Origin of the sequence: Nocardioides aquaticus, assembly GCF_018459925.1 — a bacterium.
Classification (GTDB): Bacteria; Actinomycetota; Actinomycetes; order Propionibacteriales; family Nocardioidaceae; genus Nocardioides; species Nocardioides aquaticus.
On the sequence record NZ_CP075371.1, the window covers coordinates 291,143 to 316,482 of the forward strand.

At 75.0% G+C, this 25,340-nt stretch carries 19 protein-coding genes; 14 read left to right on the plus strand and 5 right to left on the minus strand.

All coding sequences use genetic code 11. From position 1 onward, the window contains the following. Window positions 1-28: 28 nt before the first annotated feature. Together ENKNEFLB_RS01455 and ENKNEFLB_RS01460 are read left to right on the plus strand one after the other, a co-directional pair. Entirely contained in the window at window positions 29-484 is a 456-nt protein-coding gene (locus ENKNEFLB_RS01455) for a DUF6314 family protein (RefSeq protein WP_214057578.1), read from the plus strand. After that, the gene (locus ENKNEFLB_RS01460; RefSeq protein ID WP_246535779.1) at window positions 481-1,770 is read left to right on the plus strand and encodes a YibE/F family protein; all 1,290 of its coding nucleotides are present in this window, start codon (window positions 481-483) and stop codon (window positions 1,768-1,770) included. Before ENKNEFLB_RS01455 ends, ENKNEFLB_RS01460 begins: the two co-directional genes overlap by 4 nt. A 60-nt stretch (window positions 1,771-1,830) precedes the next feature. Here ENKNEFLB_RS01460 and ENKNEFLB_RS01465 read toward each other — a convergent pair whose 3' ends face one another. Beyond that, on the minus strand, window positions 1,831-2,415 hold the full coding sequence (locus ENKNEFLB_RS01465; RefSeq protein WP_214057579.1) for a class F sortase: 585 nt from the start codon (window positions 2,413-2,415) through the stop codon (window positions 1,831-1,833). A gap of 2 nt (window positions 2,416-2,417) precedes the next feature. Continuing rightward, complete coding sequence (locus ENKNEFLB_RS01470) at window positions 2,418-3,713, minus strand: hypothetical protein (protein ID WP_214057580.1); 1,296 nt, start codon at window positions 3,711-3,713, stop codon at window positions 2,418-2,420. Between the two features lie 176 nt (window positions 3,714-3,889). Here ENKNEFLB_RS01470 and ENKNEFLB_RS01475 point away from each other — a divergent pair, with 176 nt between their 5' ends. From ENKNEFLB_RS01475 to ENKNEFLB_RS01485, 3 genes are all read left to right on the plus strand, one after another. After that, window positions 3,890-5,389, plus strand: coding sequence for a S8 family serine peptidase (locus tag ENKNEFLB_RS01475; protein WP_214057581.1), 1,500 nt, complete (start codon window positions 3,890-3,892; stop codon window positions 5,387-5,389). A gap of 106 nt (window positions 5,390-5,495) precedes the next feature. Further along, entirely contained in the window at window positions 5,496-6,008 is a 513-nt protein-coding gene (locus ENKNEFLB_RS01480; RefSeq protein WP_214057582.1) for a mycothiol transferase, read from the plus strand. Between the two features lie 162 nt (window positions 6,009-6,170). Further along, complete coding sequence (locus ENKNEFLB_RS01485; RefSeq protein WP_214057583.1) at window positions 6,171-7,184, plus strand: TerC/Alx family metal homeostasis membrane protein; 1,014 nt, start codon at window positions 6,171-6,173, stop codon at window positions 7,182-7,184. A 1-nt stretch (window position 7,185) separates the two neighbouring features. Here the strand turns inward: ENKNEFLB_RS01485 and ENKNEFLB_RS01490 are convergent, their stop codons facing one another. Next, complete coding sequence (locus tag ENKNEFLB_RS01490; protein WP_214057584.1) at window positions 7,186-8,061, minus strand: oxidoreductase; 876 nt, start codon at window positions 8,059-8,061, stop codon at window positions 7,186-7,188. Window positions 8,062-8,127: 66 nt separating this feature from the next. Between ENKNEFLB_RS01490 and ENKNEFLB_RS01495 the strand changes: the two genes are divergently transcribed. Continuing rightward, window positions 8,128-8,622: an inorganic diphosphatase gene (locus tag ENKNEFLB_RS01495; protein WP_214057585.1), complete on the plus strand. Its 495-nt coding sequence runs from the start codon at window positions 8,128-8,130 to the stop codon at window positions 8,620-8,622. A gap of 46 nt (window positions 8,623-8,668) precedes the next feature. Here ENKNEFLB_RS01495 and ENKNEFLB_RS01500 read toward each other — a convergent pair whose 3' ends face one another. Further along, window positions 8,669-9,574, minus strand: coding sequence for a sulfite exporter TauE/SafE family protein (locus ENKNEFLB_RS01500; RefSeq protein ID WP_214057586.1), 906 nt, complete (start codon window positions 9,572-9,574; stop codon window positions 8,669-8,671). Between the two features lie 126 nt (window positions 9,575-9,700). Then, complete coding sequence (locus ENKNEFLB_RS01505; protein ID WP_214057587.1) at window positions 9,701-10,891, minus strand: sigma-54-dependent transcriptional regulator family protein; 1,191 nt, start codon at window positions 10,889-10,891, stop codon at window positions 9,701-9,703. A gap of 141 nt (window positions 10,892-11,032) precedes the next feature. Here ENKNEFLB_RS01505 and ENKNEFLB_RS01510 point away from each other — a divergent pair, with 141 nt between their 5' ends. The 8 genes from ENKNEFLB_RS01510 to recD all read left to right on the plus strand — a co-directional run bounded on the left by ENKNEFLB_RS01510 (window position 11,033) and on the right by recD (window position 25,302). Then, window positions 11,033-12,862 carry a flavin-containing monooxygenase gene (locus ENKNEFLB_RS01510; protein ID WP_214057588.1) on the plus strand — a complete coding sequence of 610 codons (1,830 nt, stop codon included), beginning with the start codon at window positions 11,033-11,035 and terminating at the stop codon, window positions 12,860-12,862. A gap of 104 nt (window positions 12,863-12,966) precedes the next feature. Then, a complete protein-coding gene (locus ENKNEFLB_RS01515) occupies window positions 12,967-13,488 on the plus strand; it encodes a PGPGW domain-containing protein (RefSeq protein ID WP_214057589.1) in 522 nt (173 codons plus the stop codon). A gap of 92 nt (window positions 13,489-13,580) precedes the next feature. Beyond that, window positions 13,581-14,663 (plus strand): ferredoxin reductase, encoded by a 1,083-nt coding sequence (locus tag ENKNEFLB_RS01520; RefSeq protein WP_214057590.1) that lies wholly within the window; start codon window positions 13,581-13,583, stop codon window positions 14,661-14,663. 44 nt (window positions 14,664-14,707) lie between these two features. Next, window positions 14,708-15,919 carry a fatty acid desaturase family protein gene (locus ENKNEFLB_RS01525; RefSeq protein WP_214057591.1) on the plus strand — a complete coding sequence of 404 codons (1,212 nt, stop codon included), beginning with the start codon at window positions 14,708-14,710 and terminating at the stop codon, window positions 15,917-15,919. Beyond that, window positions 15,919-16,353, plus strand: coding sequence for a hypothetical protein (locus ENKNEFLB_RS01530; RefSeq protein ID WP_214057592.1), 435 nt, complete (start codon window positions 15,919-15,921; stop codon window positions 16,351-16,353). The genes ENKNEFLB_RS01525 and ENKNEFLB_RS01530 overlap by 1 nt, the downstream gene beginning before the upstream one ends. 146 nt (window positions 16,354-16,499) lie before the next feature. Next, window positions 16,500-19,988: an exodeoxyribonuclease V subunit gamma gene (gene recC, locus ENKNEFLB_RS01535; protein ID WP_214057593.1), complete on the plus strand. Its 3,489-nt coding sequence runs from the start codon at window positions 16,500-16,502 to the stop codon at window positions 19,986-19,988. Further along, window positions 19,985-23,398: a UvrD-helicase domain-containing protein gene (locus ENKNEFLB_RS01540; RefSeq protein WP_246535780.1), complete on the plus strand. Its 3,414-nt coding sequence runs from the start codon at window positions 19,985-19,987 to the stop codon at window positions 23,396-23,398. The genes recC and ENKNEFLB_RS01540 overlap by 4 nt, the downstream gene beginning before the upstream one ends. Beyond that, window positions 23,395-25,302, plus strand: a complete 1,908-nt coding sequence (recD, locus tag ENKNEFLB_RS01545; protein WP_214057594.1) for an exodeoxyribonuclease V subunit alpha — start codon at window positions 23,395-23,397, stop codon at window positions 25,300-25,302. Before ENKNEFLB_RS01540 ends, recD begins: the two co-directional genes overlap by 4 nt. The last annotated feature ends 38 nt before the right edge of the window (window positions 25,303-25,340 follow it).

The following is a 25,340-nucleotide window of genomic DNA, read 5'->3' on the forward strand; positions in this document are numbered from 1 at the left end:
TCGTGCCAGGGGCCCCTAACCTTGCCGCATGCCGAGGACGCCGACCCCGACGCCGACCCTGACGACGACACCGACGCCGCTGGACCTGCTCGGCCGGTGGAGCCTCGAGCGGGACGTCGAGGACCGGTACGCCTCCGCACGCCTGAGCGTCACCGGCACGGCCCTGCTCGAGCAGGTCGGCGACGGCCGGGTCCGCTGGCACGAGGAGGGCGTGCTCACCAGGCCGGGGAGCGCCCCGGCCGCGGTGCACCGCACGCTGCTCGTCGTCCCCGACGCGGACGGGTCCTGGCAGGTCACCTTCGACGACGGCCGCCCCTTCCACCCGTGGTCGCCGGGGGTCCGGGTCGACCACCCGTGCGCGGACGACCTCTACCGCGGGCTCGTCGACGTGCCCGACCAGGTGCGCTGGACGGTGACCTGGCAGGTGCGGGGCCCGGCCAAGGACCACACGATCACCACCGCCTACACCCGCCCGGCCGGATGAGCCGGCACCGTCGCGCCGAGGAGACGCACGGGCACGGCCACGGGCAGGACGGGGCCGCCGACGACGCGGTCGAGGTGGGCACGCTCGCCCGTACCGCCGTGCTGGTCTCCCTGGCCGCGTTCGTGGTGGCCGCGGTCGTCGGCGCTGTCTGGCTGTGGCCCGACCGCGAGCCCGACTTCGGCGAGGGCGGGCCGCCGGCCTTCGCCACCGAGGACACCGAGTTCGTGACGGCCGACGTCACCGAGGTGGCCGAGCCCTGCGCCGACGGGGAACGGGCCGCGGTCGAGGACGGTGCCGTGCGCGGCGGGGCGGGTGGCCGTACGGGTGCCGCGCTCACCTGCGGGCAGGTCGCCGCCACCGTCACCGAGGGCGCGGGGGAGGGCGACCGGGCGGTGTTCCCGGTCGCGCCGGAGGTGTCCCGCTCGGGACTGACCGAGGGCGACTCCGTGCTGGTCGTGCGGGTGCCGGCCGAGGGGGCCGCGTCGTACCAGTTCTCGCAGGTCCAGCGGGGCGGCGCCCTGGCCTGGCTGCTCGGGATCTTCGTGGTCGCGGTGGTCGTCGTCGCCCGGCTGCGGGGGTTGATGGGGCTGGTCGGCCTGGGGCTCGGCGCGGTCGTGGTCTGGCAGTTCACCCTGCCCGCGCTGCTGGTCGGCGAGAACGGGCTGGCGGTGGCGATGACCAGCGCCACCGCGATCATGGTGGTGGTCCTCTACACCACCCACGGGTTCTCGATGCGCAGCAGCGTCGCGCTGCTCGGCACGCTGGTGGGGGTGGCGCTGACCGGGGTGCTCGGCCTGCTCGCGATGGGCGGCACCCGCCTGTCGGGCATCTCGGACGAGACCGGCGGACTGCTGGCCGGCCAGGTCTCCGGGCTCGACTTCCGGGGCCTGCTGATCTGCGGGATCGTGCTGACCGGGCTCGGCGTGCTCAACGACGTGACCATCACCCAGGCCTCCGTGGTCTGGGAGCTGCGGGCCGCCCAGCCCGGGATGCCGCGGCGCCAGGTCTTCGCCAGCGCGATGCGGATCGGACGCGACCACATCGCCTCCAGCATCTACACCCTGCTCTTCGCCTACACCGGAGCGGCCCTGATCGTGCTGATGCTGGTCTCGCTGCTCGACCGGCCGTTCCTGGAGCTGATCTCGTCGGGCGTGCTGACCGAGGAGATCGTGCGCACCCTGACCAGCGCGATCGGCCTGGTGCTGGCGGTCCCGCTGACGACCGGGCTCGCGGCGCTGCTGGCCGCCCCGGCCCCGGCCGCCGCGCGACGGACCGCCCGGCTGTAACGCTGTGTTACTCCCTCTCGTGCAGCGTCAGGACGCCGCGCCAGACGAAGTAACGCAGCGTTACAGCCGGGCGGCGGGGCGGGGCTCGCCGAGCGGGCGCGCGGTGACCACGACGTTGCTGCGGTAGACCGCGCCGTCCCACTCGGTGCAGGAGACCAGCACCAGCCGACCGTCCCCGCGGTCCTGGCCGAAGAGCTCCTCGGTGCGCGCCGCGACCTCGTCGCGGCCGAGCGTCTCGACGTCGGTCACCCGGTAGCGCATCAGGCCCTCGTCGGTCCGCAGGTCGACGCGGGCGCCGGGGCGTACGGCCGGGAGCCGGTCGAGCACGCCGCCGCCGGTGTGCACGGCGTGGCCGGTGAGCACCGTCTGCCCGGCGTCCGCGCCCGGCTCGGCGCTGGCGTCCCACCAGCCGACCCGGTCGACGTCCTCGGGAGGGTCGAGGACCCGGTCGGCCGAGACCGCGACCGGGTCGATCCCGGCCTCGACGCCCAGCGAGGGCACGACGACCTGCACCGGCACGCTCGGCGGCAGCGAGCGGAAGGCGCTCGGCTCGCCGCCGTCGTCGTTCAGGACCAGCAGGACCACGGCCACGACCGCCGCGGCCGCCAGCAGCAGGCGGGTGAGCCCGCCCAGGGCCGCGGCCACGCTCAGCCGTCCCGCCCGGGGCGACGCCCCACGCCGGCGGCCAGGGCGAGCGCGACCAGACCGGCCAGGGCGGCGACGCCGGTGCCGGACAGGCCCGTGTCGGGAGCGGTGGCCACACCGGCGGGCACCACGGTGGGGGTGCGCGGGGCGGGCTCGGGTCGCGGCTGCGGGTCGGGGGCCGGGTCCGGCGTGGGCGTGGGCTGCGCCGTGGTGACCTGGCCGCTCGGGCCGCAGGCCGACTCGCCGATCTGCAGCGAGACCGCGGAGGCGCCGAGCTGCTCGGCGGCGACCGGGAGCACCTGCGCGTCGAGCGCCGTGACCGTGATCTGGTCGGCGCCCTGGCGGACCTGCTTGTTCAGCGTGACGTCGAGCAGGTTCTGCTCCAGGGGCGCGAGCTGCTCGCTGATCTGGGCCAGGGCCGCGTCGATCGCCGCGTTCTTTGCCGCCTCGGCCAGGGGAGCCAGTCCTCCGTCGAGGCCGGACGTGAACTGCGCGATCAGCGCGCCGCGCACCTTCTCCGAGACCGCGCCCAGGTCGGTGACGACCTTGGTGTTCGGCGCGGGGTTCACGGGCAGCCGGACGAGCTCGACCGGCTCGCCCTGGAACTGGGCGTAGGCGCGGGCCCCGACGATGCTCGCGCTGCCCTGGGCCGTGCCGGGCCCGGAGGTGCACCGGCTCTGGACCGCCCCGAGGTCGACGAAGAGGCCGGGGTTCCCGAGCTGGGTCGAGACCTGGTCGACCGCGTCGTTGAAGGCGTCGGTCAGCACCTCTAGCTGGCCGGGGTCGAGCGGCACCGGGAGGTCGTCCGGGCCGACCGGCAGGCCCCCGTCCGGCGCGCCGAGCCCGTCGAGCAGCGCCGCGAGGTCCAGCGTGCCGGCCGACAGCTGCAGCGTCTGCCCGCCCTGCAGGCAGCTGCCCTCGCCCACGCCGACCACGGTGGCGCCGTCGCCGGCGAGCCCGGCGCAGGCCTCGGAGTAGCCGCGGCCGTCCTGGACCCGGGTCCGCGCGTCCTGGGCCAGGGTGCCCGCGGAGGCGACGCCGAGGCCGGGAAGTGCGACGGCCGGGCTGTTCGAGCCGGAGGTCTGCTCGGTGTCGCCGTCGTGGGTGGAGCGGAAGCTGCCGGAGTCCGCCGGGTTGCCTGCCACGCTGACCCGGACGGCCGTACCGGACGCCTGGGCGACCGTCGCCGCGGCCGCGGGGGCGCCGCTGAGGCCGACCAGGGCGGCGGCGCCGGCGAGGGCCACGACGCCGCGCGCGGTGCGCACCCGTCGTGCTGCGGGGCGGGCGGTCTGCGTCATGCGTCCTCCTGGTCTCCGGGCCCGGACGGCGTCGGTGACGCGGGCCTCGTACGGGTGAACGACCGTGCACCGTCCGGGTTACGAGACCGCGCGGCCTCGCCCGTCTCGCCGGGGGGACGTGACCTCCGCCGGGAAGCCTCGTTGGGGACCGCATGGAGCGAACAGTGCGCACCCTGATGACCACCGGGACCGCCGTCCTGGCCCTCGCCGCCGGCGCTGCCGGGGTGACGGCCCCCGGCGCCTCGGCCTCGTCGGCAGCCCCGTCGGCAGCCCCGTCGGCAGCCCCGTCCGCTGCCCCGGCGGCCGCGGGAGACGGCCTCGCGCCGGTCTCCGACTACCTCGGGCGGACCCTCGGCGGCCTGACCGGGTCCACGACCGTGCTGGTCCACGGCTCGTCGCTGCAGGCCGCGCGGGACGCGATCGGCGCGACCGGGATGACCCCACGACACGCCTTCGAGGCGATCGACGTGGTCGCGGCCCAGGGCACGAAGGCGCAGGTCCAGGCCGTGCGTGCCGAGCCCGGCGTGACCTACGTCGAGGGCAACGCACCCATCGACCTCACCCAGGAGACCTCGAACCAGGCCACCCGCGGGGCCGAGGCCGCCGCCACCCTGACCGGCGCCGACGGCTCCGCGCTGACCGGCGAGGGCGTCTCGGTCGCCGTCATCGACTCCGGCGTCGACCCGAACCACCCGTACTTCCGCGAGGCCGACGGCTCCTCGGCCGTGGTGGCCAGCCTGAAGACGCTGTGCGACCCGACCGAGACGCTGTGCGAGGTCGTCGAGACCGGTCCGCTCGTGGACACCGACACGCTCTCCGGCGGCGGGCACGGCACCCACGTCAGCGGCATCGTCGCCGGCCGCCCGACCACGCTCAGCGACGGCGGGACGCTCCAGGGCGCCGCCCCGGGCGCGAACGTGGTGTCGCTGTCGACCGGCGCCGTGCTGTTCATCGTCGGCGCCGACATGGCCCTGGAGTGGGTCCTGGAGAACCACGCCGCGCCGTGCGGCGAGGGCGTGCCGGCGAGCACCTGCCCGCCGATCAAGGTCACCAACAACTCCTACGGGCCCACCGGCGGCGGTGAGTTCGACCCGCAGAGCGCCACGGCCAAGCTGCAGCGCGCGCTGGTCGACGAGGGCGTGGTGACCGTGTGGGCCAACGGCAACGACGGGGGCGACGGCACGGCGAACCTGTCCAACCCGCCCGGCCAGGACCCCACCGGCGGCATCCTGTCGGTGGCCTCCTACTTCGACCAGGACACCGGCACCCGCGACGGGGTCGTCTCCGACTACTCCTCGCGCGGCCTCGCCGGCGACCAGGCGACCTACCCCGACGTGAGCGCCCCGGGGGAGGCCATCACCTCGTCGTGCCGGCCCTACCTGCCGATCTGCTCGACCGGGCTGGACTTCCGCAACGGCCCCGGCCCGCTGGACGTGGGCACCTTCAACACCATCAGCGGCACCTCGATGGCGGCGCCGCACGTCGCCGGCATCGTGGCCCAGCTGTTCCAGGCCGACCCGACCGCGACGCCGGCCGAGGTGGAGGCGGCGCTGAAGACGAGCGCCCACCAGTACACCGACGGCGCCGCCTACGAGCCCGGCGCCCTGGGCACGACCTCGTTCGACAAGGGCTACGGACTCGTCGACGTGGTCGCGGCCGTCGAGGCGCTGCGCTGAGGCGCTGACCCGGCGGCGGGCCCGCGCCCGCCGCCCCCCGATCGAGGGGCTCTTCCGGACATGGGGCCGGAGGGGCCCCTCCTGGGCGTCCGGCTACGGTCGCCGCATGAGCCCCGCCGCGCTGCTGGTCGAGATCTTCGGCCGTGTCCAGGAGAACGCCCTCGCCGCCGTCGACGGGCTGACGCCCGAGCAGCTGGCGCAGCGGCCCGTGTCCGCCCGCGACGACGCGAACCCGGTCGGCTGGCTGGTCTGGCACCTCGCCCGGGTGCAGGACGACCACGTCGCCGACGTCGCCGGCCACGAGCAGGTGTGGACCGCCGACGGGTGGGCGCGCCGCTTCGACCTGCCCCTCGACGACGCCGACATCGGCTACGGCCACACCACCGAGGAGGTCGGGCTCGTCCGGGCGGACGCCGACCTGCTGGCCGGCTACCTGCGCGCGGTGCACGCGCGCTCGGCGGCGTACCTCTCCGGCCTCGCGCCCGCCGACCTCGACCGCGTCGTCGACGAGCGCTGGGACCCCCCGGTGACCCTCGGCGTACGCCTGGTCAGCGTGGGCGACGACGGCACGCAGCACGCCGGGCAGGCGGCGTACGCCCGGGGCCTGCTCGGTCTGTAGACTCCTCCACGAGGGGAGTACCTCACCCAAGCCCGACCCGGTCAGTACGACGATCCCCAGCGGTCGTCCCGGGCGGCGCCGGACCCGCCTGCAGCTCCTGCGCGTGGATCCCCGGTCGAGGGAGACCTCAGGTCTGCAGTCACGCCTGAGGAGAACCCCGTCTTGGACACCATCGGCACGCCCACGCTCTGGACGGTGACCCTGGTCGCCGTCGTCGCGCTGCTCGCACTCGACTTCGCCCTCACCCGCAAGCCGCACGAGGTCTCGATGAAGGAGGCCGTCGGCTGGTCGGCGTTCTACGTCGCGCTGCCGCTGGCCTTCGGCGTGTGGGTCTGGTCGGTGCACGGCGGCCAGACCGGGCTGGAGTACTACACCGGCTACCTCGTCGAGAAGTCGCTCAGCGTCGACAACCTCTTCGTCTTCATGCTCCTGCTCGGCGCCTTCGCCGTCCCCCGCGCGCTGCAGCAGCGGGTCCTGCTCTTCGGGATCATCGGGGCGCTGGTGCTGCGCGGCATCTTCATCGCCGTCGGTGCCGCCGCCCTCGACGCGTTCGACTGGGTCTTCCTGGTCTTCGGCCTGATCCTGCTGGCCACCGGCGTCAAGCTGCTCCGCGACGCGGTCAAGGGCCACGAGCAGTCGGTCGACATCTCCGAGATGCGGGTCGTGCGGCTGCTCAACCGCTTCTTCCCCGTCACCGACGACTACGAGGGCACCAAGTTCAGCGTGGTGCGCGACGGCAAGCGGTTCGTCACCCCGCTGCTGGTCGTCGTGGTCGCCGTCTTCGCCACCGACGTCGTCTTCGCGGTCGACTCCGTGCCGGCCGTCTTCGGGATCACCGGAGACCCGTACCTGGTCTTCGCCACGAACGCCTTCGCCCTGCTCGGGCTGCGGGCGCTCTACTTCGTGCTCGAGGGCGCGCTGTCCAAGCTGGTGCACCTGTCCTACGGCCTGGCCGCGATCCTGCTCTTCATCGGCGTCAAGCTGGTCCTGCACTGGGGCCACATCGTGAACCCGAGCGTCCCGGAGATCCCGACCCTGGCCTCGCTGGGCGTGATCGTCGGCATCCTGGTGCTGGTCACCACGACCAGCCTGCTGGCCGACAAGCGCAAGCAGCGCGCGCTCGCCGGTCGCGACGACGACCGCGACCAGCGGGACCAGGAGTCCGTCGGGTCCTGACCTACCGGGTCGCCCCCTCGAGCTCGGCCACGTCGTCGGCGGACAGCACGACGTCGCGGACGGCGAAGTTCTGCTCGAGGTGGGCGCGCCGGGAGGTGCCGGGGATCAGCGCGACGTGGTCGGCGTGCGCCAGCAGCCAGGCCAGGCCGACCTGGGCCGGGGTGGCGCCGAGGCGCTCGGCGACGGTCAGCACGGTCGGGTCCTCGGTCACCTTCGGCAGCCCCGGGAAGGCCGAGCCGAGCGGGAAGTACGGCACGTACGCCACCCCGGCCCGCCCGCACAGCTCCAGGACGTCCTCGTCGGAGCGGTCCAGCAGGCTGTAGGCGTTCTGCACGCAGACCACGTCGGCCTCGGCGATCGCCTGCTCGACCTGGGCCAGGCTGGCGGTCGAGATGCCGACGCCGGCGATCTTGCCCTCCTCGCGCAGCGCCACCATCTCGCCGAGCTGCTCGGCGAGCGGGACCTGCTGGTCGGGGGGCAGCGGGTGGGCCGCGTCCGGCAGTCGCAGGTTGACCGCCCCGAGCCGCTCCGCGCCGAGCGTGCGCAGGTTGTCCTCGACCGCGGCGCGCAGCTGCTCGGGCCGCTGGGCGGGCGGCCAGCCGCCGTCCTCGTCGCGCGTCGCCCCGACCTTGGAGACCAGGACGAGCTCCTCGGCGTACGGGTGCAGCGCCTCGCGGATCAGCTCGTTGGCGACCGCCGGCCCGTAGAACTGCGCGGTGTCGACGTGGTCGACCCCCAGCTCGACCGCGCGGCGCAGGACGGCCAGCGCCTCCTCCCGGTCCCGGGGCGGGCCCATCACCCCCGGCCCGGGCAGCTGCATGGCGCCGAAGCCGACGCGGTGCACGGTCAGGGGTCCGAGGTCCACGGTGTCGCTCACCCGCGCGACGCTACGGAGGCCGCCGCGCCTGGCGCTCACCCCCGGGTACGGCGATAGCGTCCTCGGATGAGTGATGACACCGACCGCACGGCCCTGCACCAGGACGGGTTCTGCGACGTCGTCGTGGAGATCCCCCGGGGGAGCCGCAACAAGTACGAGGCCACCGACGACGGCGTGATCTGGTTCGACCGGCGCCTGGGCGGGCCGGCCGGCTTCCCGGGCGACTACGGCTACGTCATCGGCGCGGAGGGCGAGGACGGCGACGCGCTCGACGCGCTGGTGCTGCTCGAGGAGGCGACCTTCCCCGGGGTGCACATGCGCTGCCGGGTGATCGGGGCGTACCTGCTCGAGGTCGGCGGGGAGGCCGAGACCAAGCTGATCGTCGTGCCGGACAAGGACCACCACGCCGACCACCTGCGCGACCTCGGTGACCTGTCGACGGCCTTCCTCGACGAGCTGGACGCGTTCTTCGCCGCCTACCGGATGCTCGAGTCCAAGGGCGTCGAGGTGCGCGAGCGCCAGGGACGCGACGCCGCGGTGGCGATGCTCACCGGTCCGTGACCGACGGGCTCCGCCACCGCGGTGGTGGGGCGGGGCGTTGCGGTGCTCAGACGACGGGCACGGCGGGCACCTCGACGCCCTGGCGCTCGAGGGCCCGGGTGCGCTGCTCCTGCTTGACCGCCCAGGTGATGCCGGAGATCCACAGGACGAAGAGGAACGCGGCGGCGACCCCGACGGTGGCGCCGGTGGCGCCGAGGGACTCCAGGATGGTCTTGGAGTTCGTCAGGATGATCAGGCCGCCGGCGGCCACGCCGAGGACGCGCGCCGGCAGGATCTTCACCAGGTAGGCCGCGATCGGCGCGGCGACCACGCCACCGATCAGCAGCGCGAGGGCGTAGCCCCAGAGGATGCCCTGCGAGCCGAGGCCGATCAGGAACCCGAGCGAGCCGCCGACGGCGACCACGAACTCCGAGGTGTCGATCGAGCCGACCACCTTGCGGGGCTCCAGGCGGCCCGAGGAGAGCAGCGTCGTGGTGCCCACCGGGCCCCAGCCGCCGCCACCGATGGAGTCCATGGCGCCGCCGAAGAGGCCCATCGGCATCAGCATCCGCGCCGAGGGGCGCGCCTTGAAGGTCGGACGGCGACCGCCCAGCACCAGGAACCGGTAGATCACGTAGACGCCGAGGGCCAGCAGGATGCCGGCGACCCACGGCTTCGCGGTGTCGCCGTCGAGGCTCGAGAGGAACGTCGCGCCGGCGAAGGCGCCGACGAAGCCGGGCCCGGCCAGGATCAGCACGGTGCGCCAGTCGACGTTGCCGAGCTTGTGGTGGGAGAACCCGGAGACCAGCGAGGTGCCGATCTCGGAGAAGTGGACGGCGGCCGAGGCGGCGGCCGGGGCGACCCCGACGGCCAGCAGCATGGTCGACGACGTGACGCCGTAGGCCATGCCGAGGGAGCCGTCGATGAGCTGGGCGAGGAAGCCCACGAAGCCGAGGACGATGAGCTTGCGCATGAGGAAGACCTTCTGGGACGAGCGACAGGAGTGACTCGACCCAAAAGGCTAAGTCGGTTGAAATAGTAGACATAGACGACATCAGTCGTCCACTGCCGCTGGACCGCGGCGTGTCGGGCCGTCGCCTCAGCGGGTGCGGTCGTGCAGCGTCACGCCGTCCGCGAGCCGGTACGGCCGGGTGGCGACGAGGGCGCCCACCGCGCGGCGCAGGCGGGAGACCTCGGCGCGCACCGCGACCTCGTGGTCGGCGTCGCCGTGCAGCGCCACGCTCAGCTCCCGCGCGCCCAGGCCGGCGGGCCCGGCGGCGTCGAGCAGGCGCAGGAGCTCGGCGTGGCGCGGGGTCAGGGGGCGGGTCCAGCTCTCCGCGGGGCCGCTGCCGGCGCCGGTCCGCACCCGCAGGCCCGGCTGCCTCCCGCCGTCGAGGTGCACCAGCTCGGCCTCCAGCCGGGTCGCGGCGCCCTGCGGTCGGACCAGCCACCCGCCGGGCAGCCGCACCGGGAGGCAGAGGCCGAGCCCCGGCACGGCCAGCGGCTGGTGCTCGCGGGGGGCGGCGATCCGGTCCCGGCCGGCATCGACGCCGGCGCGGTGCGCCACCCACCCGTGGTCGTCGACGACCAGCAGCGGCCCACCGCGACCCAGCGAGCCCTCGACCGAGGACCGCAGCCGGTGCAGGTCGTCCTGGTGCCGGCGCCAGAGCTGGTGCTCGGCCACCCGCACGGCGCTGGCCACCAGCGCGGCGAGCGCCGGGTGCAGGGTCAGCGCGGGTCCGCTGACGTCCACGACGCCGAGCAGCTCCCCGGTGCGGGGGTCGTGCAGCGGCGCGGCCGTGCAGTACCAGGGGTGCTGCTGGTGCTCGAAGTGCTCGGCGGAGAAGAGCTGGACCGCGGTGGCCTCGGCCAGCGCCGTGCCGATCGCGTTGGTGCCGACCGCGCCCTCGGTCCAGGTGGCGCCCTCGGCGAACCCCAGGCGGTCGGCCTGGCGCAGGACCCGGGCCGACCCCTCCCGCCACAGCAGCACCCCGTCGGCGTCGCAGACGACCATCACGAACTGGGAGGCGTCGGCGGTCGAGGTGAGCACCGCGCGCAGGTCGTCCACCACCAGGCGCAACGGACTGACGGACCGTCGGCGGGCGAGCTCGGCGGCGTCCCGCGGGTCCCGCACGTGGCTGCGGTCGGGGTCCAGCCCGAGCGCCAGGACCCGCTCCCAGGAGCGGGCGACCACGGCCCGCGGCGCCCGGTCCGGGCGACCGCCCGCCAGCACCACGTCGTGCGTGCGGGCCAGCTCGTGGGCCTGTCGGCCCAGGTCGACCCCGCTCATGGCCCGAGGATAGGTCGCGACTGTGAGCCGCACCACACGGTCCGCCGCACGGACCGGTCGCCGCAACATGCTGCAACCCTGGCGCCGCGACCGGCGGCGCGGTGTGCTGTCGGTCACACGCACGCCCACCGGAGGGATGAGATGACCGAGACCCTGGAACGCCCCGACACACCGACCGCCCCGCAGGACCGGGCCACGGCCTGGTTCGCCTCCTTCGAGCAGGCCCTCGCCGACGGCGACGTCGACCGCGCGGCCGGCATGTTCGCCGCCACCAGCTTCTGGCGCGACCTGGTGGCCTTCTCCTGGAACATCACCACCGTCGAGGACCCGTCCGGCGTGGCGGAGCTGCTCCACGCGACGCTGTCGCACACCGCGCCGAGCGGGTTCGCGCTGGAGGAGCCGGCCGAGGAGGCGGACGGGGTGACCACCGCCTGGTTCACCTTCGAGACCGCCACCGGCCGCGGCCGCGGCGTCGCCCGGTTCACCGAGGAGGGCGGCGAGCTCAAGGCCTGGACCTTCCTCACCACGCTCTACGAGCTGAAGGGCCACGAGGAGCCGCGCGGCACCCACCGCCCGATGGGCGCGCAGCACGGCGCCACCAAGGACCGCACGACCTGGCTCGAGCAGCAGCAGCAGGAGGCCGAGGAGCTCGGCTCGACCACCCAGCCGTACGTCCTGGTGGTCGGCGGCGGGCAGGGCGGCATCGCCCTCGGGGCGCGGCTGCGCCAGCTCGGCGTGCCGTCGCTGGTGATCGACAAGCACGCCCGCCCCGGCGACCAGTGGCGCAGCCGCTACAAGTCGCTGTGCCTGCACGACCCCGTCTGGTACGACCACCTGCCGTACCTGAAGTTCCCCGACACCTGGCCGGTCTTCGCCCCCAAGGACAAGATCGGGGACTGGCTGGAGTCGTACACCACGGTGATGGAGGTGCCGTACTGGTCGAGCACCACCGCGACCAGCGCGACCTTCTCCGAGGCGACCGGGAAGTGGACCGTCGAGATGGAGCGCGAGGGCAAGCCGGTCACGCTGCGCCCCACGCACCTGGTGATGGCCACGGGGATGTCCGGCAAGCCGAACGTGCCCGAGCTGCCCGGCCAGGACGTGTTCCGCGGGGACCAGCACCACTCCTCGCGCCACCCCGGCCCGGACGCGTACCGCGGGAAGAAGGTCGTGGTGGTCGGCTCGAACAACTCCGCCTTCGACATCTGTGGGGCGCTGTGGGAGAACGACGCCGACGTCACCATGGTCCAGCGCTCCTCGACCCACATCGTCAAGAGTCACTCGCTGATGGAGCACGGCCTTGGCGACCTCTACTCCGAGCGGGCGCTCGAGGCCGGGGTGACCACCGAGAAGGCCGACCTGATCTTCGCCTCCCTGCCCTACCGGATCATGCACGAGTTCCAGATCCCGGCCTACGAGAAGATGGCCGAGCAGGACGCCGACTTCTACGAGCGCCTCGAGCGGGCCGGCTTCCGCCACGACTGGGGTGACGACGGGTCGGGGCTGTTCATGAAGTACCTGCGCCGCGGCTCGGGCTACTACATCGACGTCGGCTCGGCCGACCTCGTCGCGAACGGCGAGGTGAAGCTGGCCCACGGCCAGGTCGACCACCTCACCGAGGACGCGGTCGTGCTGGAGGACGGCACGGAGCTGCCGGCCGACCTCGTCGTCTACGCCACCGGCTACGGCTCGATGAACGGCTGGGTGGCCGACCTGGTCGACCAGGACACCGCGGACCGGCTCGGCAAGGTGTGGGGCCTGGGGTCCGACACCACCAAGGACCCCGGGCCGTGGGAGGGCGAGCAGCGGAACATGTGGAAGCCGACCCAGGTCGAGAACCTGTGGATGCACGGCGGCAACCTGCACCAGTCGCGGCACTACTCGCTCTACCTGGCGCTGCAGCTCACGGCCCGGCACGCCGGGCTCCCGACCCCGGTCTTCGGGCTGCAGGAGGTCCACCACACCGGCTGAGCGGCCGGAGCGGCCGGTGGGCCGGCCGCGCGCGGGAGGGCCCGGGAGGGGTCGGGGTGAGAACCCCCGCGCGCGGCTTGGGCGGATCTGGGATGATCCGAGGCATGAACGTCCCCGGTGGTGGCACCGTCAAACGCGTGGTGCTGGAGACCGTCGGCTGGCTCCTCGTCCTGATCGGCGTCGCCGCCCTGATCCTGCCCGGGCCGGGCCTGCTGTGCATCATGGCCGGTCTGATCGTGCTGTCCCAGCAGTACGAGTGGGCCGAGCGCCGCCTCGACCCGGTCAAGCGGCGCGCCCTGCGCGAGGCCGCCCGCAGCGTCTCGGGCCCGCTGCAGATGTCGGTCACCCTGGTCGGCGTGGTGGTCCTCGTCGCCTGCGGCGTGCTCTGGACGATCGACCCGCCGGCCCCGCAGTGGTGGAGCCTGCCGGACTCGTGGTGGCTGCCCGGCGGCATCTGGACCGCCGTCACCCAGTTCGGCTCCGCAGCGATCGCGCTGGGCCTGATGATCTACAGCTACCGCCGGTTCCACGGCAAGCCGGACGCCCTGGCGGAGCTCGACGAGCAGGACCGCGTCTCCGCCCAGCGTGCCGAGCAGCGCGCCGGGCGCCGGGCCGCGTCGCGCTGACGCCGCCCGGTCCGACCAGGCCCCCGGGGGGTTGTCACTTTCGGTGAACGAGTGTTGACTGACGCAGGTCCGCCGCCGAAAGGGTGTCCTGCGTGTCCGTCAAAGATCGTCTGTCCTGGGACGGTGTCCGCCGCGCGGGCGCCCAGCTGACCACCCCGCTGCTCCCCGACGACTACCTGGCCCTGGTCAACCCGCTCTGGACCACCCGCGAGCTGCGCGGGGTGATCGAGAAGGTCGTGCCGGAGACCGAGGACACCGCCACCGTGGTCATCCGTCCCGGCTGGGGCTGGCGCTACACCCACCAGCCCGGCCAGTACATCGGGATCGGGCTGCAGGTCGGGGGCCGGTTCCACTGGCGCTCGTACTCCGTCTCGACCCCGCCGAGGCGGCGGGGACGCACCCTGGCCATCACGGTCCGGGCGATGCCCGAGGGCTTCCTCTCCCAGCACCTGGTCAACGGCGTGGAGCCGGGCACCGTCATCCGGCTGGCCCTGCCGTCGGGCGACTTCGTGCTCCCCAACCCGCCCCCGGCCAGGATCCTGTTCCTGGTCGGCGGCAGCGGCGTGACGCCGGTGATGTCCATGCTGCGCACCCTGGACCGTCGCGGCACGATGCCGGACGTGGTGATGAGCTACTCCTCCACCACGCAGGACCGGATGATCTTCCGTGACGAGCTCGCCGAGCTCGCCGGGCGCCACGACTCGCTGACGGTGCACGAGCGCTACACCGACGACGACGGCATGCTGGTGCTCGAGGACCACCTCGACGAGCTGTGCCCCGACTGGCGGGAGCGCCAGGTCTGGGCCTGCGGGCCCGGGCCGATGCTGGACGCCGCCAGCGAGTTCTGGGACGAGGCCGGCCTCGAGGACCGGCTCCACCTGGAGCGGTTCTCGGTGAACTTCACCGGCGAGGGCGGCGAGGGGGGCACCCTGACCTTCCGCAGCTCGGGCAAGAGCGTCGAGATCGACGGCGCCACCACGGTCCTCGAGGGTGGCGAGCAGGCCGGCGTCGGGATGCCGTACGGCTGCCGCGCCGGCATCTGCCACACCTGCAGCGTGACCATGGTCGAGGGCAAGGTCCGCGACCTGCGCAACGGCGAGGAGTTCGCCGAGCCCAACGGCAGCGTGCAGACCTGCGTGACCGCCCCCGTGGGCGACTGCACCTTCGACATCTGAGCACCACCAGACCGCGACACACGACGACCCGAAGGGACGACGCGATGGCCATCGCCGACGTCAAGGAGTACACCCACCTCACCGCCGAGGAGGTCGAGCAGCTCGGCGCCGAGCTCGACGCCCTGCGCGCCGAGATCGAGGAGAGCCGGAACAGCAAGGACGCGGACTACATCTACAAGATGATCCGTCTGCAGCGCGGTCTCGCGACCGCGGCGCGGATCACGCTGGGCGTCTCGGCGTACCACCGCAGGACGCGGGTGCCCGGCGCCGTCGTCGGCGGCGCGATGCTCGGCGTGGCCAAGATCCTCGAGAACATGGAGATCGGCCACAACGTCATGCACGGCCAGTGGGACTGGATGAACGACCCCGAGGTGCACTCCTCGAACTGGGAGTGGGACACCGCCCAGCCGGCCGAGCAGTGGAAGCACTCGCACAACTACGTGCACCACCAGTTCACCAACGTGCTCGGCTACGACAACGACATCGGGTACGGCATCCTGCGGATGGCGCGGGAGCAGAAGTGGCACCCGGTCAACCTGGGGCAGCCGCTCTACAACGCCGCCCTGGCCACGCTGTTCCAGTGGGGCGTCGCGCTGCACGACCTCGACCTGGAGGCGATCCGCAAGGGCGAGAAGGACCCCAAGGTCATGAAGAAGCAGCTCAAGCAGATCTGGCAGAAGGGGCGCCGCCAGGCCGTCAAGGACTACGTCGTCTACCCGGCGCTGTCGGGGCCGCACTTCATGACCACGGTCTACGCCAACGCCGCGGCCAACGTGACCCGCAACCTGTGGTCCTACGTGATCATCTTCTGCGGGCACTTCCCCGACGGGGCGATGCACTTCACCGAGGAGCAGATCGAGGACGAGACCCGTCCCGAGTGGTACCTGCGCCAGATGCTCGGCTCCGCCAACTTCGAGGGCAGCGAGATGCTGCACGTCCTGTCGGGCAACCTCGGCTACCAGGTCGAGCACCACCTGTTCCCCGACCTGCCCAGCAACCGCTACGGCGAGATCTCGGTGCGCGTGCGCCAGCTGTGCGAGAAGTACAAGCTGCCGTACACCACCGGCCCGCTGCACCGGCAGTACGGCCAGGCGCTCCGCACGATCATCAAGCTCTCGCTGCCCAACCGCTTCACCTCCGGCGACCGCGAGGACGTCATGGAGGGGCAGATGGAGGTCGCGCGGGGTCGCAAGAGCGCCGAGCAGCTGGGCTCGCGCCGCCCGGAGACCGGCAAGTACGCCGCGGCCGCGTCCTGATGATCGGCACCACCGGCCTGGACGAGCGGCCCCGGGACCCCGAGCTGGGGGGACCGGTGCCGTACGTCTGCGAGGACGACGACGGGCGCGGCTCCCTGCGGGTGCTCAACAAGAAGCGCGTCATCCAGTGCGCCCTGTCGCGGATCTGCGCGGTGTGCGGCGAGACCCTGGACCACCCGCTGGTGCTGCTGGGCACGCGCGCGGAGCTGGACCGGATGGAGTTCCACGTGCCGCCGGTCCACGAGGCCTGCGGCGACGCCGTGGCCGCCGCGGTCGTCGGGGCGGCCTTCGGGGTGCTCGGCCAGGACGGCCCGGTCGAGCGGTGGGTGCTGGTGAGCACCGGCGGGTTCGAGCACGAGCGCCCGCAGCGCTTCGACCCCGACCTGCGTCCCCGCTTCCGCCCGAACCGGCTGCTGTCCACCCGCGAGGTCTGACCGCCGGGATGACGCGCGCGGCCAGCCGAGATGACGCTCGCGGACAGCCGAGGTGACGGTTCCGGCGCGTCGAGGTGACGGTTGCGGCGGCAGCCGGGGACGACCTCCGGGCGTCGTCGGCGGTCTCGTCTAGCCTCGGGCGGACCATGGCCCTCCACCTCCACCGCGCCGCGCGCACCGACGCCCTGGCCGCCGCGCTCGGCGACCTGCTCGCGGTCGCGCCGGCCGACCCGTTCGCGCGGGACCTGGTGCTCGTCCCGGCCAAGGGCACCGAGCGGTGGCTCAGCCAGCGGCTCTCGCACCGGCTCGGGTCCGGGCCGGGCAGCGCGACCGGCGACGGCGTGTGCGCCGCGGTCGACTTCCGCTCGCCCCGCTCGCTGGTGGCCGAGCTGACCGACACCGTCGACGACGACCCGTGGGCGCCCGGCGTGCTGGCCTGGCCGCTGCTCGAGGTCCTCGACGCGAGCACCGACGAGCCGTGGGCCCGGCCGCTCGCCGTGCACCTCGGCCGTGACCTCGACGGCGAGGAGGCCGAGCTGCGGCGCAGCCGCCGGTACGCCGTGGCCCGCCGGCTCGCGGGCCTGCTCGCCTCGTACGCCGCGCAGCGCCCCGACCTGCTCGCCGCCTGGTCGCGCGGCGACGACGTCGACGGGGTCGACCGCGACGGGGAGCCCGAGCGCGCCCTGCCCGGGGACCTCGCCTGGCAGCCGCCGCTGTGGCGGGCGCTGACCGCGCGGGTGCACGAGCCGACCCCGGCGGAGCGGCACGCCGCGACGCTGACCCGGCTGCGGTCGGGGCCGGTGGCCCACCTGCCCGCGCGGGTGAGCCTGCTCGGCCACACCCGGATGCCGCGCGCCGAGCTCGAGCTGCTCGTCGCGCTCGCCGACCACCACGACCTCCACCTCTTCTGGCCGCACCCCAGCGACGAGCTGTGGCGCCGGCTCGACGCCCGCCTGGGCGCCGGCCAGGTGCCACGCGGGCCCGTGCCGCGCCGCGACGACCCCGCGCACAACGACGCCGAGCACCCGCTGCTGGCCACGCTAGGCCGCGACGTCCGCGAGCTGCAGCGCAGCCTGCGAAGCTGCGCGCCGACGGACCTGGTGGAGCACGTGCACGAGCCGCTCGACGGGGCGCCGGAGGGGTCGAGGGACGGGTCGCCGGACGGGTCGCCGGACGGGTCGCCGGGGTCCGGGGGCCTGTTGCTGTCGTGGCTGCAGTCCGACCTGCGCGCCAACGAGGTCCGCCCGGCCGGTCGCCACCACGACCCCGCCGACCGCAGCATGCAGGTGCACGCCTGCCACGGTCCCGCCCGGCAGGTCGAGGTGCTGCGCGAGGTCCTGCTCGGCCTGCTGGCCGACGACCCCACGCTGGAGCCCCGCGACATCCTCGTGATGTGCCCGGACATCGAGACCTACGCCCCGCTGGTGACGGCGGCGTTCGGGCTGGGCGTGGACGCCGACCAGGCCCCGCCCGAGCCCGTGGGCGAGACCGAGGGCTCGGCTCCCGGACGGCACCCGGGGCACCGGCTGCGGGTCCGGCTGGCCGACCGCGCGCTGGTGCGGACCAACCCGTTGCTGGCGGTGGCGGCCTCCCTGCTCGACCTCGCCGGCGGCCGGGTCACGGCCAGCCTGGTGCTCGACCTGCTCCAGCAGCCCCCGGTACGCCGACGGTTCTCCCTCGACGACGACGACCTCGAGGCCGTGACCGACTGGGTGCGCGAGTCCGGCGTGCGCTGGGGCCTGGACTCCGAGCAGCGGGCGCCGTACGGCCTGGCCGGGTTCGTGCAGAACACCTGGCGCTTCGGCCTCGACCGGGTGCTGGCCGGGGTGGCGCTCTCCGACGACTCCCGCGCCTGGGTCGGCACCACGTTGCCGCTCGACGACGTGGGCAGCAACCGGATCGACCTGGCCGGACGCCTGGCCGAGTACGTCGACCGGCTCGCCGTCGCGCTGGAGGAGCTCACCGGCCCGCAGTCGCTCGCCACCTGGCTGGACGCGCTGGGGCGGGCGGTGGCCTCCCTGACCCGGCCCGAGCGAGGGGAGACCTGGCAGACCGGGCAGGTGCACCGCGAGCTCGCGGCGGTGCTGGCCGACGCCGGCGAGCGGGCCGGCGTGGAGCTGCGGCTGCGCGACGTCCGCGCGCTGCTGGCGGACCACCTGGCCGGCCGGCCGACCCGGGCCAACTTCCGCAGCGGCAGCCTGACCGTGGCCACCATGGTGCCGATGCGGTCGGTGCCGCACCGGGTCGTGTGCCTGGTCGGCCTGGACGACGGCGTTTTCCCGCGGCAGGGCGCGGTCGACGGCGACGACGTCCTGGCCCGCACCCCGCTGACGGGCGAGCGCGACGCCCGCTCCGAGGACCGGCAGCTGCTCCTGGACGCGATCGGGGCGACCACGGGCACGCTCGTGGTCACCTTCACCGGCGCCGACGAGCACACCGGCCGGCGCCGCCCGCCCGCGGTCCCGCTGGGCGAGCTCCTCGACGCCCTCGACCGCACAACGGTGGCGCCCGTGCGCGAGCAGGTCCTGGTCGAGCACCCCCTCCAGCCGTTCGACCCCCGCGCGGCCGCCGACGGCCGGCTCGGCACGCCGGGCCCGTTCACCTTCGACCCGGCCGTGCTCGCGGCCGCGCGGGTGATGAGCCGACCGCGCCCCGAGGCGCCGCCGTTCCTGGACGGACCGCTGGCCTCGCCGGCCGGCTCCGGCGGACCCGACGTGGTCGACGACGTGCCGCTCGCCGCGCTGGTCTCCTTCCTGCGCGACCCCGTGCGGGGCTTCTTCCGTGCCCTCGACGTCAGCCTTCCCTGGGAGGCCGACGGCGTCAGCGACGCGATGCCGGTGGAGATCGGCGGCCTCGAGACCTGGGGCGTGGGCAACCGGATGCTCGAGGACATGCTGCGCGGCACCCGCCCCGAGGCCGCCCTGGCCGCCGAGTGGCGCCGCGGCCAGCTGCCGCCGGGCCGGCTGGGCTGGCGCAAGGCCAAGGACGCCGCGGCCCAGGCCGAGGTGATCGCCCGCGCCGTCCACGTCCACCGCCGCGGGGAGGCCCGCGCCCACGACGTGGACGTGACGCTGCGCAGCGGGCGCCGGGTCACCGGCACCGTCGCCCCGGTGCACGAGGGCAGGCTGGTGGCGCGGACCTACTCCAAGCTGTCCGGCAAGCACCTCGTCGAGGCCTGGGTACGCATGCTCGCGCTGGCCAGCCACGACCCCGACAAGCACTGGACCTCGGTGGTCGTCGGCCGCGCCGGCGGTCGGGGGACCGGCGTCCGCGAGGTCCTGCTCGGCCCGCCCGACGAGGAGCCCCAGTCGGTCCTCGAGGACCTCGTCCGGCTCTACGACGCCGGCCGGCGCGAGCCGCTGCCGCTGCCGGTGAAGACGTCGTACGCGTGGGCCACCGCGCGGCACAGCCACGACGACCCGGTGCACGCCGCGGGCCGCGAGTGGACCAGCGGCCGCTATCCCGCGGAGGACGCCGAGCCGGCCCACGTGCGCGTGTGGGGTCCCCGAGCGCCCCTGTCGGTCCTGCTCGGCGAGCCCCGCGCCGACGAGCAGGTCGAGGGCGAGAGCACCCGGCTCGGCGCCCTGGCGGCCCGGCTGTGGCTGCCCCTGCTGCGGGCGGAGGTGCGGCTGTGACCTCCTCCGCGACCGGCGCGGCCGCCCCCGACGACCTGGTGCCCTTCGACCTGCTCGGGGCCCTGCCCGAGGGACCCACCACGACCGTGCTCGAGGCCAGCGCCGGCACCGGCAAGACCTACACCCTGGCCGGCCTGGTCGCCCGCTACGTCGCCGAGGGCCGCGCCCGGCTCGAGGAGATGCTGCTGATCACCTTCGGCCGCGCGGCCAGCCAGGAGCTGCGCGAGCGCGTCCGGGACCAGCTCGACGAGGCGCACGACGCGCTGCGCGGCGCCCGGGCGGCTCGGGAGGGCGACCCGGTGGGGTCGGGCGGGGCGGCGTACGACGGCGTCACGACGCCGCTGCTGGACCACCTGCTCGACGCCGACCCCGACGAGCTGGGGGACCGCGAGCGACGCCTGCGCGACGCGCTGGCGGACTTCGACGCGGCCACGATCGCCACCACGCACCAGTTCTGCCAGCTCGTGCTCCGCTCGCTGGGCGTGGCCGGTGACAGCGACTCGGGCGTGACGCTGGTCGAGGACCTCTCGGACCTCGTGGGGGAGATCGTCGACGACCTCTACCTCGCGCGCTTCGGCCAGGCCGTCGAGGACCCGGAGCTGACCCGGGCCGCCGCGTTCGCGCTGGCCACCACGGCCGTGGCCAACCCGGGCGCCGTCCTGACGCCGCGCGACCCCGAGCCCGGCACCACGGCCGCGGTGCGGGTGGGGTTCGCGCGCGACGTGCTCGCCGAGCTCGAGCGGCGCAAGCGGCGGATGGGCGTGCTGGGCTACGACGACCTCCTGGGCCGGCTCGCCGACGCGCTGGCCGACCCCGACGCCCCGGCGCGGCAGCGGATGCGGACGCGCTGGCGGGTGGTGATGGTCGACGAGTTCCAGGACACCGACCCGGTCCAGTGGCAGGTGGTCGAGCGGGCCTTCGCCGGCCACGCGACCGTCGTGCTGATCGGGGACCCCAAGCAGGCCATCTACGGCTTCCGTGGCGGCGACGTGGTGACCTACCTGCAGGCGGCGCGCAGCGCCGAGCAGCGCTGCACCCTGGCCACCAACTACCGCAGCGACGGCCCGCTGGTCGACAGCCTGCTGGCGGTCCTGCGCGGCGCCGCCCTGGGCCATCCCGACATCGTGGTGCGCGACGTCGGCGCCCACCAGGCGACCGGACGCCTGCGCGGCGCCCCGTGCAACGACCCGTTCCGGCTGCGCGTGGTGACCCGCGAGAAGTTCGACATCCGCACGACCCGGACCGTGCCCATGGACCGCGTCCGCGCGCACGTCGCCGCCGACCTGGCCGCCGACGTCGCCGGCCTGCTGGCCTCCGGCGCGACCTGGGACGGTCGCCCGGTGGAGGCCCGCGACGTCGCCGTGATCGTCGAGCGCCACGGGGACGCCCGGACCTGCCGGGACGCGCTGGCCGCCGCCGGGGTGCCCGCGGTCTACACCGGCGACAGCGACGTCCTCGGCTCGGCCGCGGCCGAGCACTGGCTGGCCCTGCTGGAGGCCTTCGAGCAGCCGTACCGCGCCGGCCTGGTCCGCGCGGCCGCGGTCACCCCGTTCCTCGGCCGCACCCCCGCCGAGCTGGGGCGGCGCGGGGACGACCTGACCGACGAGGTGGCCGAGACGCTGCGCCGGTGGGCCGACCACGCCCGCCGTCGCGGGGTCGCGGCCGTGCTCGAGGCGGCCGTCGCCGACGGGATGGCTGCACGGGTGCTGGCCCACCGCGGCGGCGAGCGCGACCTCACCGACCTCACCCACGTCGGACAGGTGCTGCACGAGACGGCCCACCGCGACCGCCTCGGCCTGCCCGCCCTGCTCGAGTGGCTGCGCGCGCAGCGGCGCGACGAGGGCGGCGACGCCGTGCGCAACCGGCGGCTCGACAGCGACGCGGCCGCGGTGCAGGTGATGACCGTCTGGGTGGCCAAGGGCCTGCAGTTCCCGGTCGTCTACCTGCCCTTCGCCTTCAACCGCAACGTCCAGCAGCGCGAGAGCGTGCTGCACCACGAGGGCGACCAGCGCTGCCTCGACGTCGGCGGGTCGCGGCCCGGCTCACGCGAGGTCGAGGCCCGCGGCCGCTCCGAGGAGGCCGGCGACGCCACCCGGCTGACCTACGTCGCGCTGACCCGCGCCCAGTCGCAGGTCGTGGCCTGGTGGGCGCCGTCGTACGACGAGCCCAACGGCGGGCTGTCCCGCCTGCTGCGCGACCGCCGGCCCGGTCAGGCCGAGGTCCCCGAGCGGTTGTCGGAGAAGCCGGCCGACACCGACGTGCTGGCCCAGCTCCGGGCGTGGCAGTCCGTCGGGGGGCCGCGCGTCGAGCAGTCCCTGGTCGCCGCGCCGCCGGCCGTGCCGCTGCCCACCGACGTGGGCCGGCTCGGGGTCCGGCGCTTCACCCGCCCGATCGACGCCGGGTGGCGGCGCACGTCGTACTCCGGGCTCGTCCGCGCGGCCGAGGAGGCCCGCGGCGCGACCAGCGAGCCCGAGGTCGGTGCGCTCGACGACGAGGCCGACGACCTGCTGGCCACCGGTGACGAGCCACGGTCCGACGGGCCCGCCGGCACGCACGACGTCGCCTCCCCGATGGCGGACCTGCCGTCGGGGGCCGCGTTCGGCTCCCTGGTCCACGCGGTGCTGGAGGACGCCGACCCCGACGCGCCCGACCTCGCCGAGGAGCTCGAGGCGCGGGTGCGCGAGCACGCCGCGTTCTGGCCGGTCGAGGTCGCGCCGGCCGCGCTGGCCGCGGCGCTCGTCCCCCTGCACGACACCCCGCTCGGGCCGCTCGCCCCCGGGCGGACGCTGCGCTCGGTCGCGCTGGCCGACCGGCTCTGCGAGCTGGACTTCGAGCTGCCGCTGGGCGGCGGCGACCTGGTGGCGGCCGGCGGTGCGGCGGCGGAGGCCGTGCTGGCCGACGTCGGCCGGCTCCTGCGCACCCACCTCGCCCCCGACGACCCGGTCGCGCCGTACGCCGACCGGTTGCTCGCCCCCGGGCTCGGCGACCAGCCCCTGCGGGGCTACCTGTCGGGCTCGATCGACGTCGTCCTGCGCCTGCGTGAGACCGCGGGGGCCGACCCGCGCTACGTCGTCGTCGACTACAAGACCAACCGCCTCGGCGACCCCGAGCAGTCGCTGACCACCGCCGACTACGCCCCGGACCGGGTGACCGCGGCGATGCTGCACTCCGACTACCCGCTCCAGGCCCTGCTCTACACCGCGGTGCTGCACCGCTTCCTGCGCTGGCGCCAGCCCGGGTACGACCCCGACCGCCACCTCGGCGGCCTGCTCTACCTCTACCTGCGCGGGATGGCCGGGGTGGACACCCCGGTGACCGACGGCCACCCCGCGGGGGTCTTCTCCTGGCGACCGCCGACCGCCCTGGTCCTGGCGCTCTCCGACCTGCTCGACGGACGGGGACCGACGTGACCACCGCACCCGCCACCGGCGCCGACGTCACCTCCGAGGACGCCTGGGACCACCGGCGTGCGCGCGGCGCGACCGGGCTGCTGCGCACCTTCAACGACGCCGGGGTGCTCGAGGCGGTCGACGTGCACGTCGCCCAGCGGCTGTGCGCCTCGCTCGGCGAGCGCGACGAGCAGGTCGCGCTGGCCCTCGCGCTGGCCGTCCGCGCCGTCCGCGGGGGCTCGGTCTGCGTCGACCTGCACACCGTCGCCGAGGAGGTGGTGCTGTGGACCGAGGTGCCCGACGACCCGGCGGCCGCGGCCGCGGGCTCGGAACCGGACGCGGAGCCCGAGGCGGGGGAGGACCCGGCGGCCGTGCTGCCCTGGCCCGAGCCCGGTGCCTGGTACGCCGCCGTACGGGCCAGCGCGCTGACCCGGCCGTCCGAGGGTGGCGCCACGGTGCTGCGGCTGCTGGAGGACCGGCTGCTCTACCTCGACCGCTACTGGCGCGAGGAGCAGCAGGTCTGCGACGACCTCCTGGCCCGGCCCCCGCTGGACGCGCCGACCGACGTGGAGAGCACCGCGCTGGAGACCGGGCTCGACCGGGTCTTCCCCCTGCCCGGTTACGACGAGCAGCGCGCCGCCGCACGCACGGCCCTGACCCAGCGGACCACCGTGCTCACCGGGGGACCTGGCACCGGCAAGACCACGACCGTCGCGGCCCTGCTGGCGCTGCTGGCCGAGCAGGCCGAGGTCGCCGGCCGGCCCCGCCCGCGGGTCGCCCTGGCCGCCCCGACCGGCAAGGCCGCGGCACGCCTGCAGCAGGCGGTGGAGGAGGAGCTGGCTGGGCTGCCCGCGGTGGACCAGGAGCGGGTGGGCCGCCCGCAGGCGGTGACCCTGCACCGGCTGCTGGGCAGCAACCCGCGCAGCTCGACCCGGTTCCGCCACCACCGCGGCGACCGCCTGCCGCACGACGTGGTGGTGGTCGACGAGACCTCGATGGTGTCGCTGACCCTCACCGCCCGGCTGCTCGAGGCCGTGCGCCCCACGACCCGGCTGATCCTGGTCGGCGACCCCGACCAGCTGACGTCGGTCGAGGCCGGCGCGGTGCTGGCCGACCTGGTCGCCGGGCTGGCCGGCCACGAGCACCTCGCGGTCGCGGCCCTGCGTACCTCCCACCGCTACGGCGACGCCATCGGCGACCTGGCGACCGCGGTCCGCGACGGCGACGCCGACCGGGCGCTGGACCTCCTGCGGTCCGGCGACGAGCACCTCCGCCTGGTCGAGGACCCCGACCCGGTCCCGGCGGTGCGCGAGCTGGTGCTGCCCCGGGCGCTGGAGCTGGTCCGGGCCGCCGCGTCCGGCGAGGCGGAGGCCGCGCTGCGGCTGCTCGACCAGCAGCGGCTGCTCTGCGCGCACCGCGAGGGCTCCGCCGGGGTGCGCCACTGGAACCGCCTGGTCGAGCGGTGGGTGGCCGAGGAGACCGGGGAGCCGGTCTGGGCGACCTGGTACGCCGGGCGGCCCGTCCTGGTGACCGCCAACGACTACGGGCTCGGCGTCCACAACGGCGACGCCGGCGTCGTGGTCCGCGACCCCGTCCGCGGCCTGCGCGCCCGGGTCGCCGCGGTCCCGCAGGCCCTGGACCTCGCGCCCAGCCGGCTCGGCCAGGTCGAGACGATGCACGCCCTGACCATCCACAAGAGCCAGGGCAGCCAGGCCGACGAGGTGCTGGTCGTGCTGCCCCCGGCCCGCTCCCGCCTGCTGACCCGCGAGCTGTTCTACACCGCGGTCACCCGGGCCCGGGGGCGTGTCGTGGTGGTCGGCGCCGAGGCCGAGGTGCGCGCCGCGATCGGGCGGCGGGCCGTCCGGGCCACCGGGCTGCGGCAGCGGCTCGGCGGCGCGGGGCCCGACGTACCAGGGGAAGGCTGACCGTCCCCTGGTCACCGAAACGGGCGCGCAACGCGGGC

Coding starts and splice junctions, on each gene's coding strand:
- ENKNEFLB_RS01455 (WP_214057578.1), top strand. CDS start 29: ATGCCGAGGACGCCGACCCCGACGCCGACCCTGACGACGACACCGACG.
- ENKNEFLB_RS01460 (WP_246535779.1), top strand. CDS start 481: ATGAGCCGGCACCGTCGCGCCGAGGAGACGCACGGGCACGGCCACGGG.
- ENKNEFLB_RS01470 (WP_214057580.1), bottom strand. CDS start 3,713: ATGACGCAGACCGCCCGCCCCGCAGCACGACGGGTGCGCACCGCGCGC.
- ENKNEFLB_RS01475 (WP_214057581.1), top strand. CDS start 3,890: ATGACCACCGGGACCGCCGTCCTGGCCCTCGCCGCCGGCGCTGCCGGG.
- ENKNEFLB_RS01480 (WP_214057582.1), top strand. CDS start 5,496: ATGAGCCCCGCCGCGCTGCTGGTCGAGATCTTCGGCCGTGTCCAGGAG.
- ENKNEFLB_RS01495 (WP_214057585.1), top strand. CDS start 8,128: ATGAGTGATGACACCGACCGCACGGCCCTGCACCAGGACGGGTTCTGC.
- ENKNEFLB_RS01500 (WP_214057586.1), bottom strand. CDS start 9,574: ATGCGCAAGCTCATCGTCCTCGGCTTCGTGGGCTTCCTCGCCCAGCTC.
- ENKNEFLB_RS01505 (WP_214057587.1), bottom strand. CDS start 10,891: ATGAGCGGGGTCGACCTGGGCCGACAGGCCCACGAGCTGGCCCGCACG.
- ENKNEFLB_RS01510 (WP_214057588.1), top strand. CDS start 11,033: ATGACCGAGACCCTGGAACGCCCCGACACACCGACCGCCCCGCAGGAC.
- ENKNEFLB_RS01515 (WP_214057589.1), top strand. CDS start 12,967: ATGAACGTCCCCGGTGGTGGCACCGTCAAACGCGTGGTGCTGGAGACC.
- ENKNEFLB_RS01525 (WP_214057591.1), top strand. CDS start 14,708: ATGGCCATCGCCGACGTCAAGGAGTACACCCACCTCACCGCCGAGGAG.
- ENKNEFLB_RS01530 (WP_214057592.1), top strand. CDS start 15,919: ATGATCGGCACCACCGGCCTGGACGAGCGGCCCCGGGACCCCGAGCTG.
- recC (WP_214057593.1), top strand. CDS start 16,500: ATGGCCCTCCACCTCCACCGCGCCGCGCGCACCGACGCCCTGGCCGCC.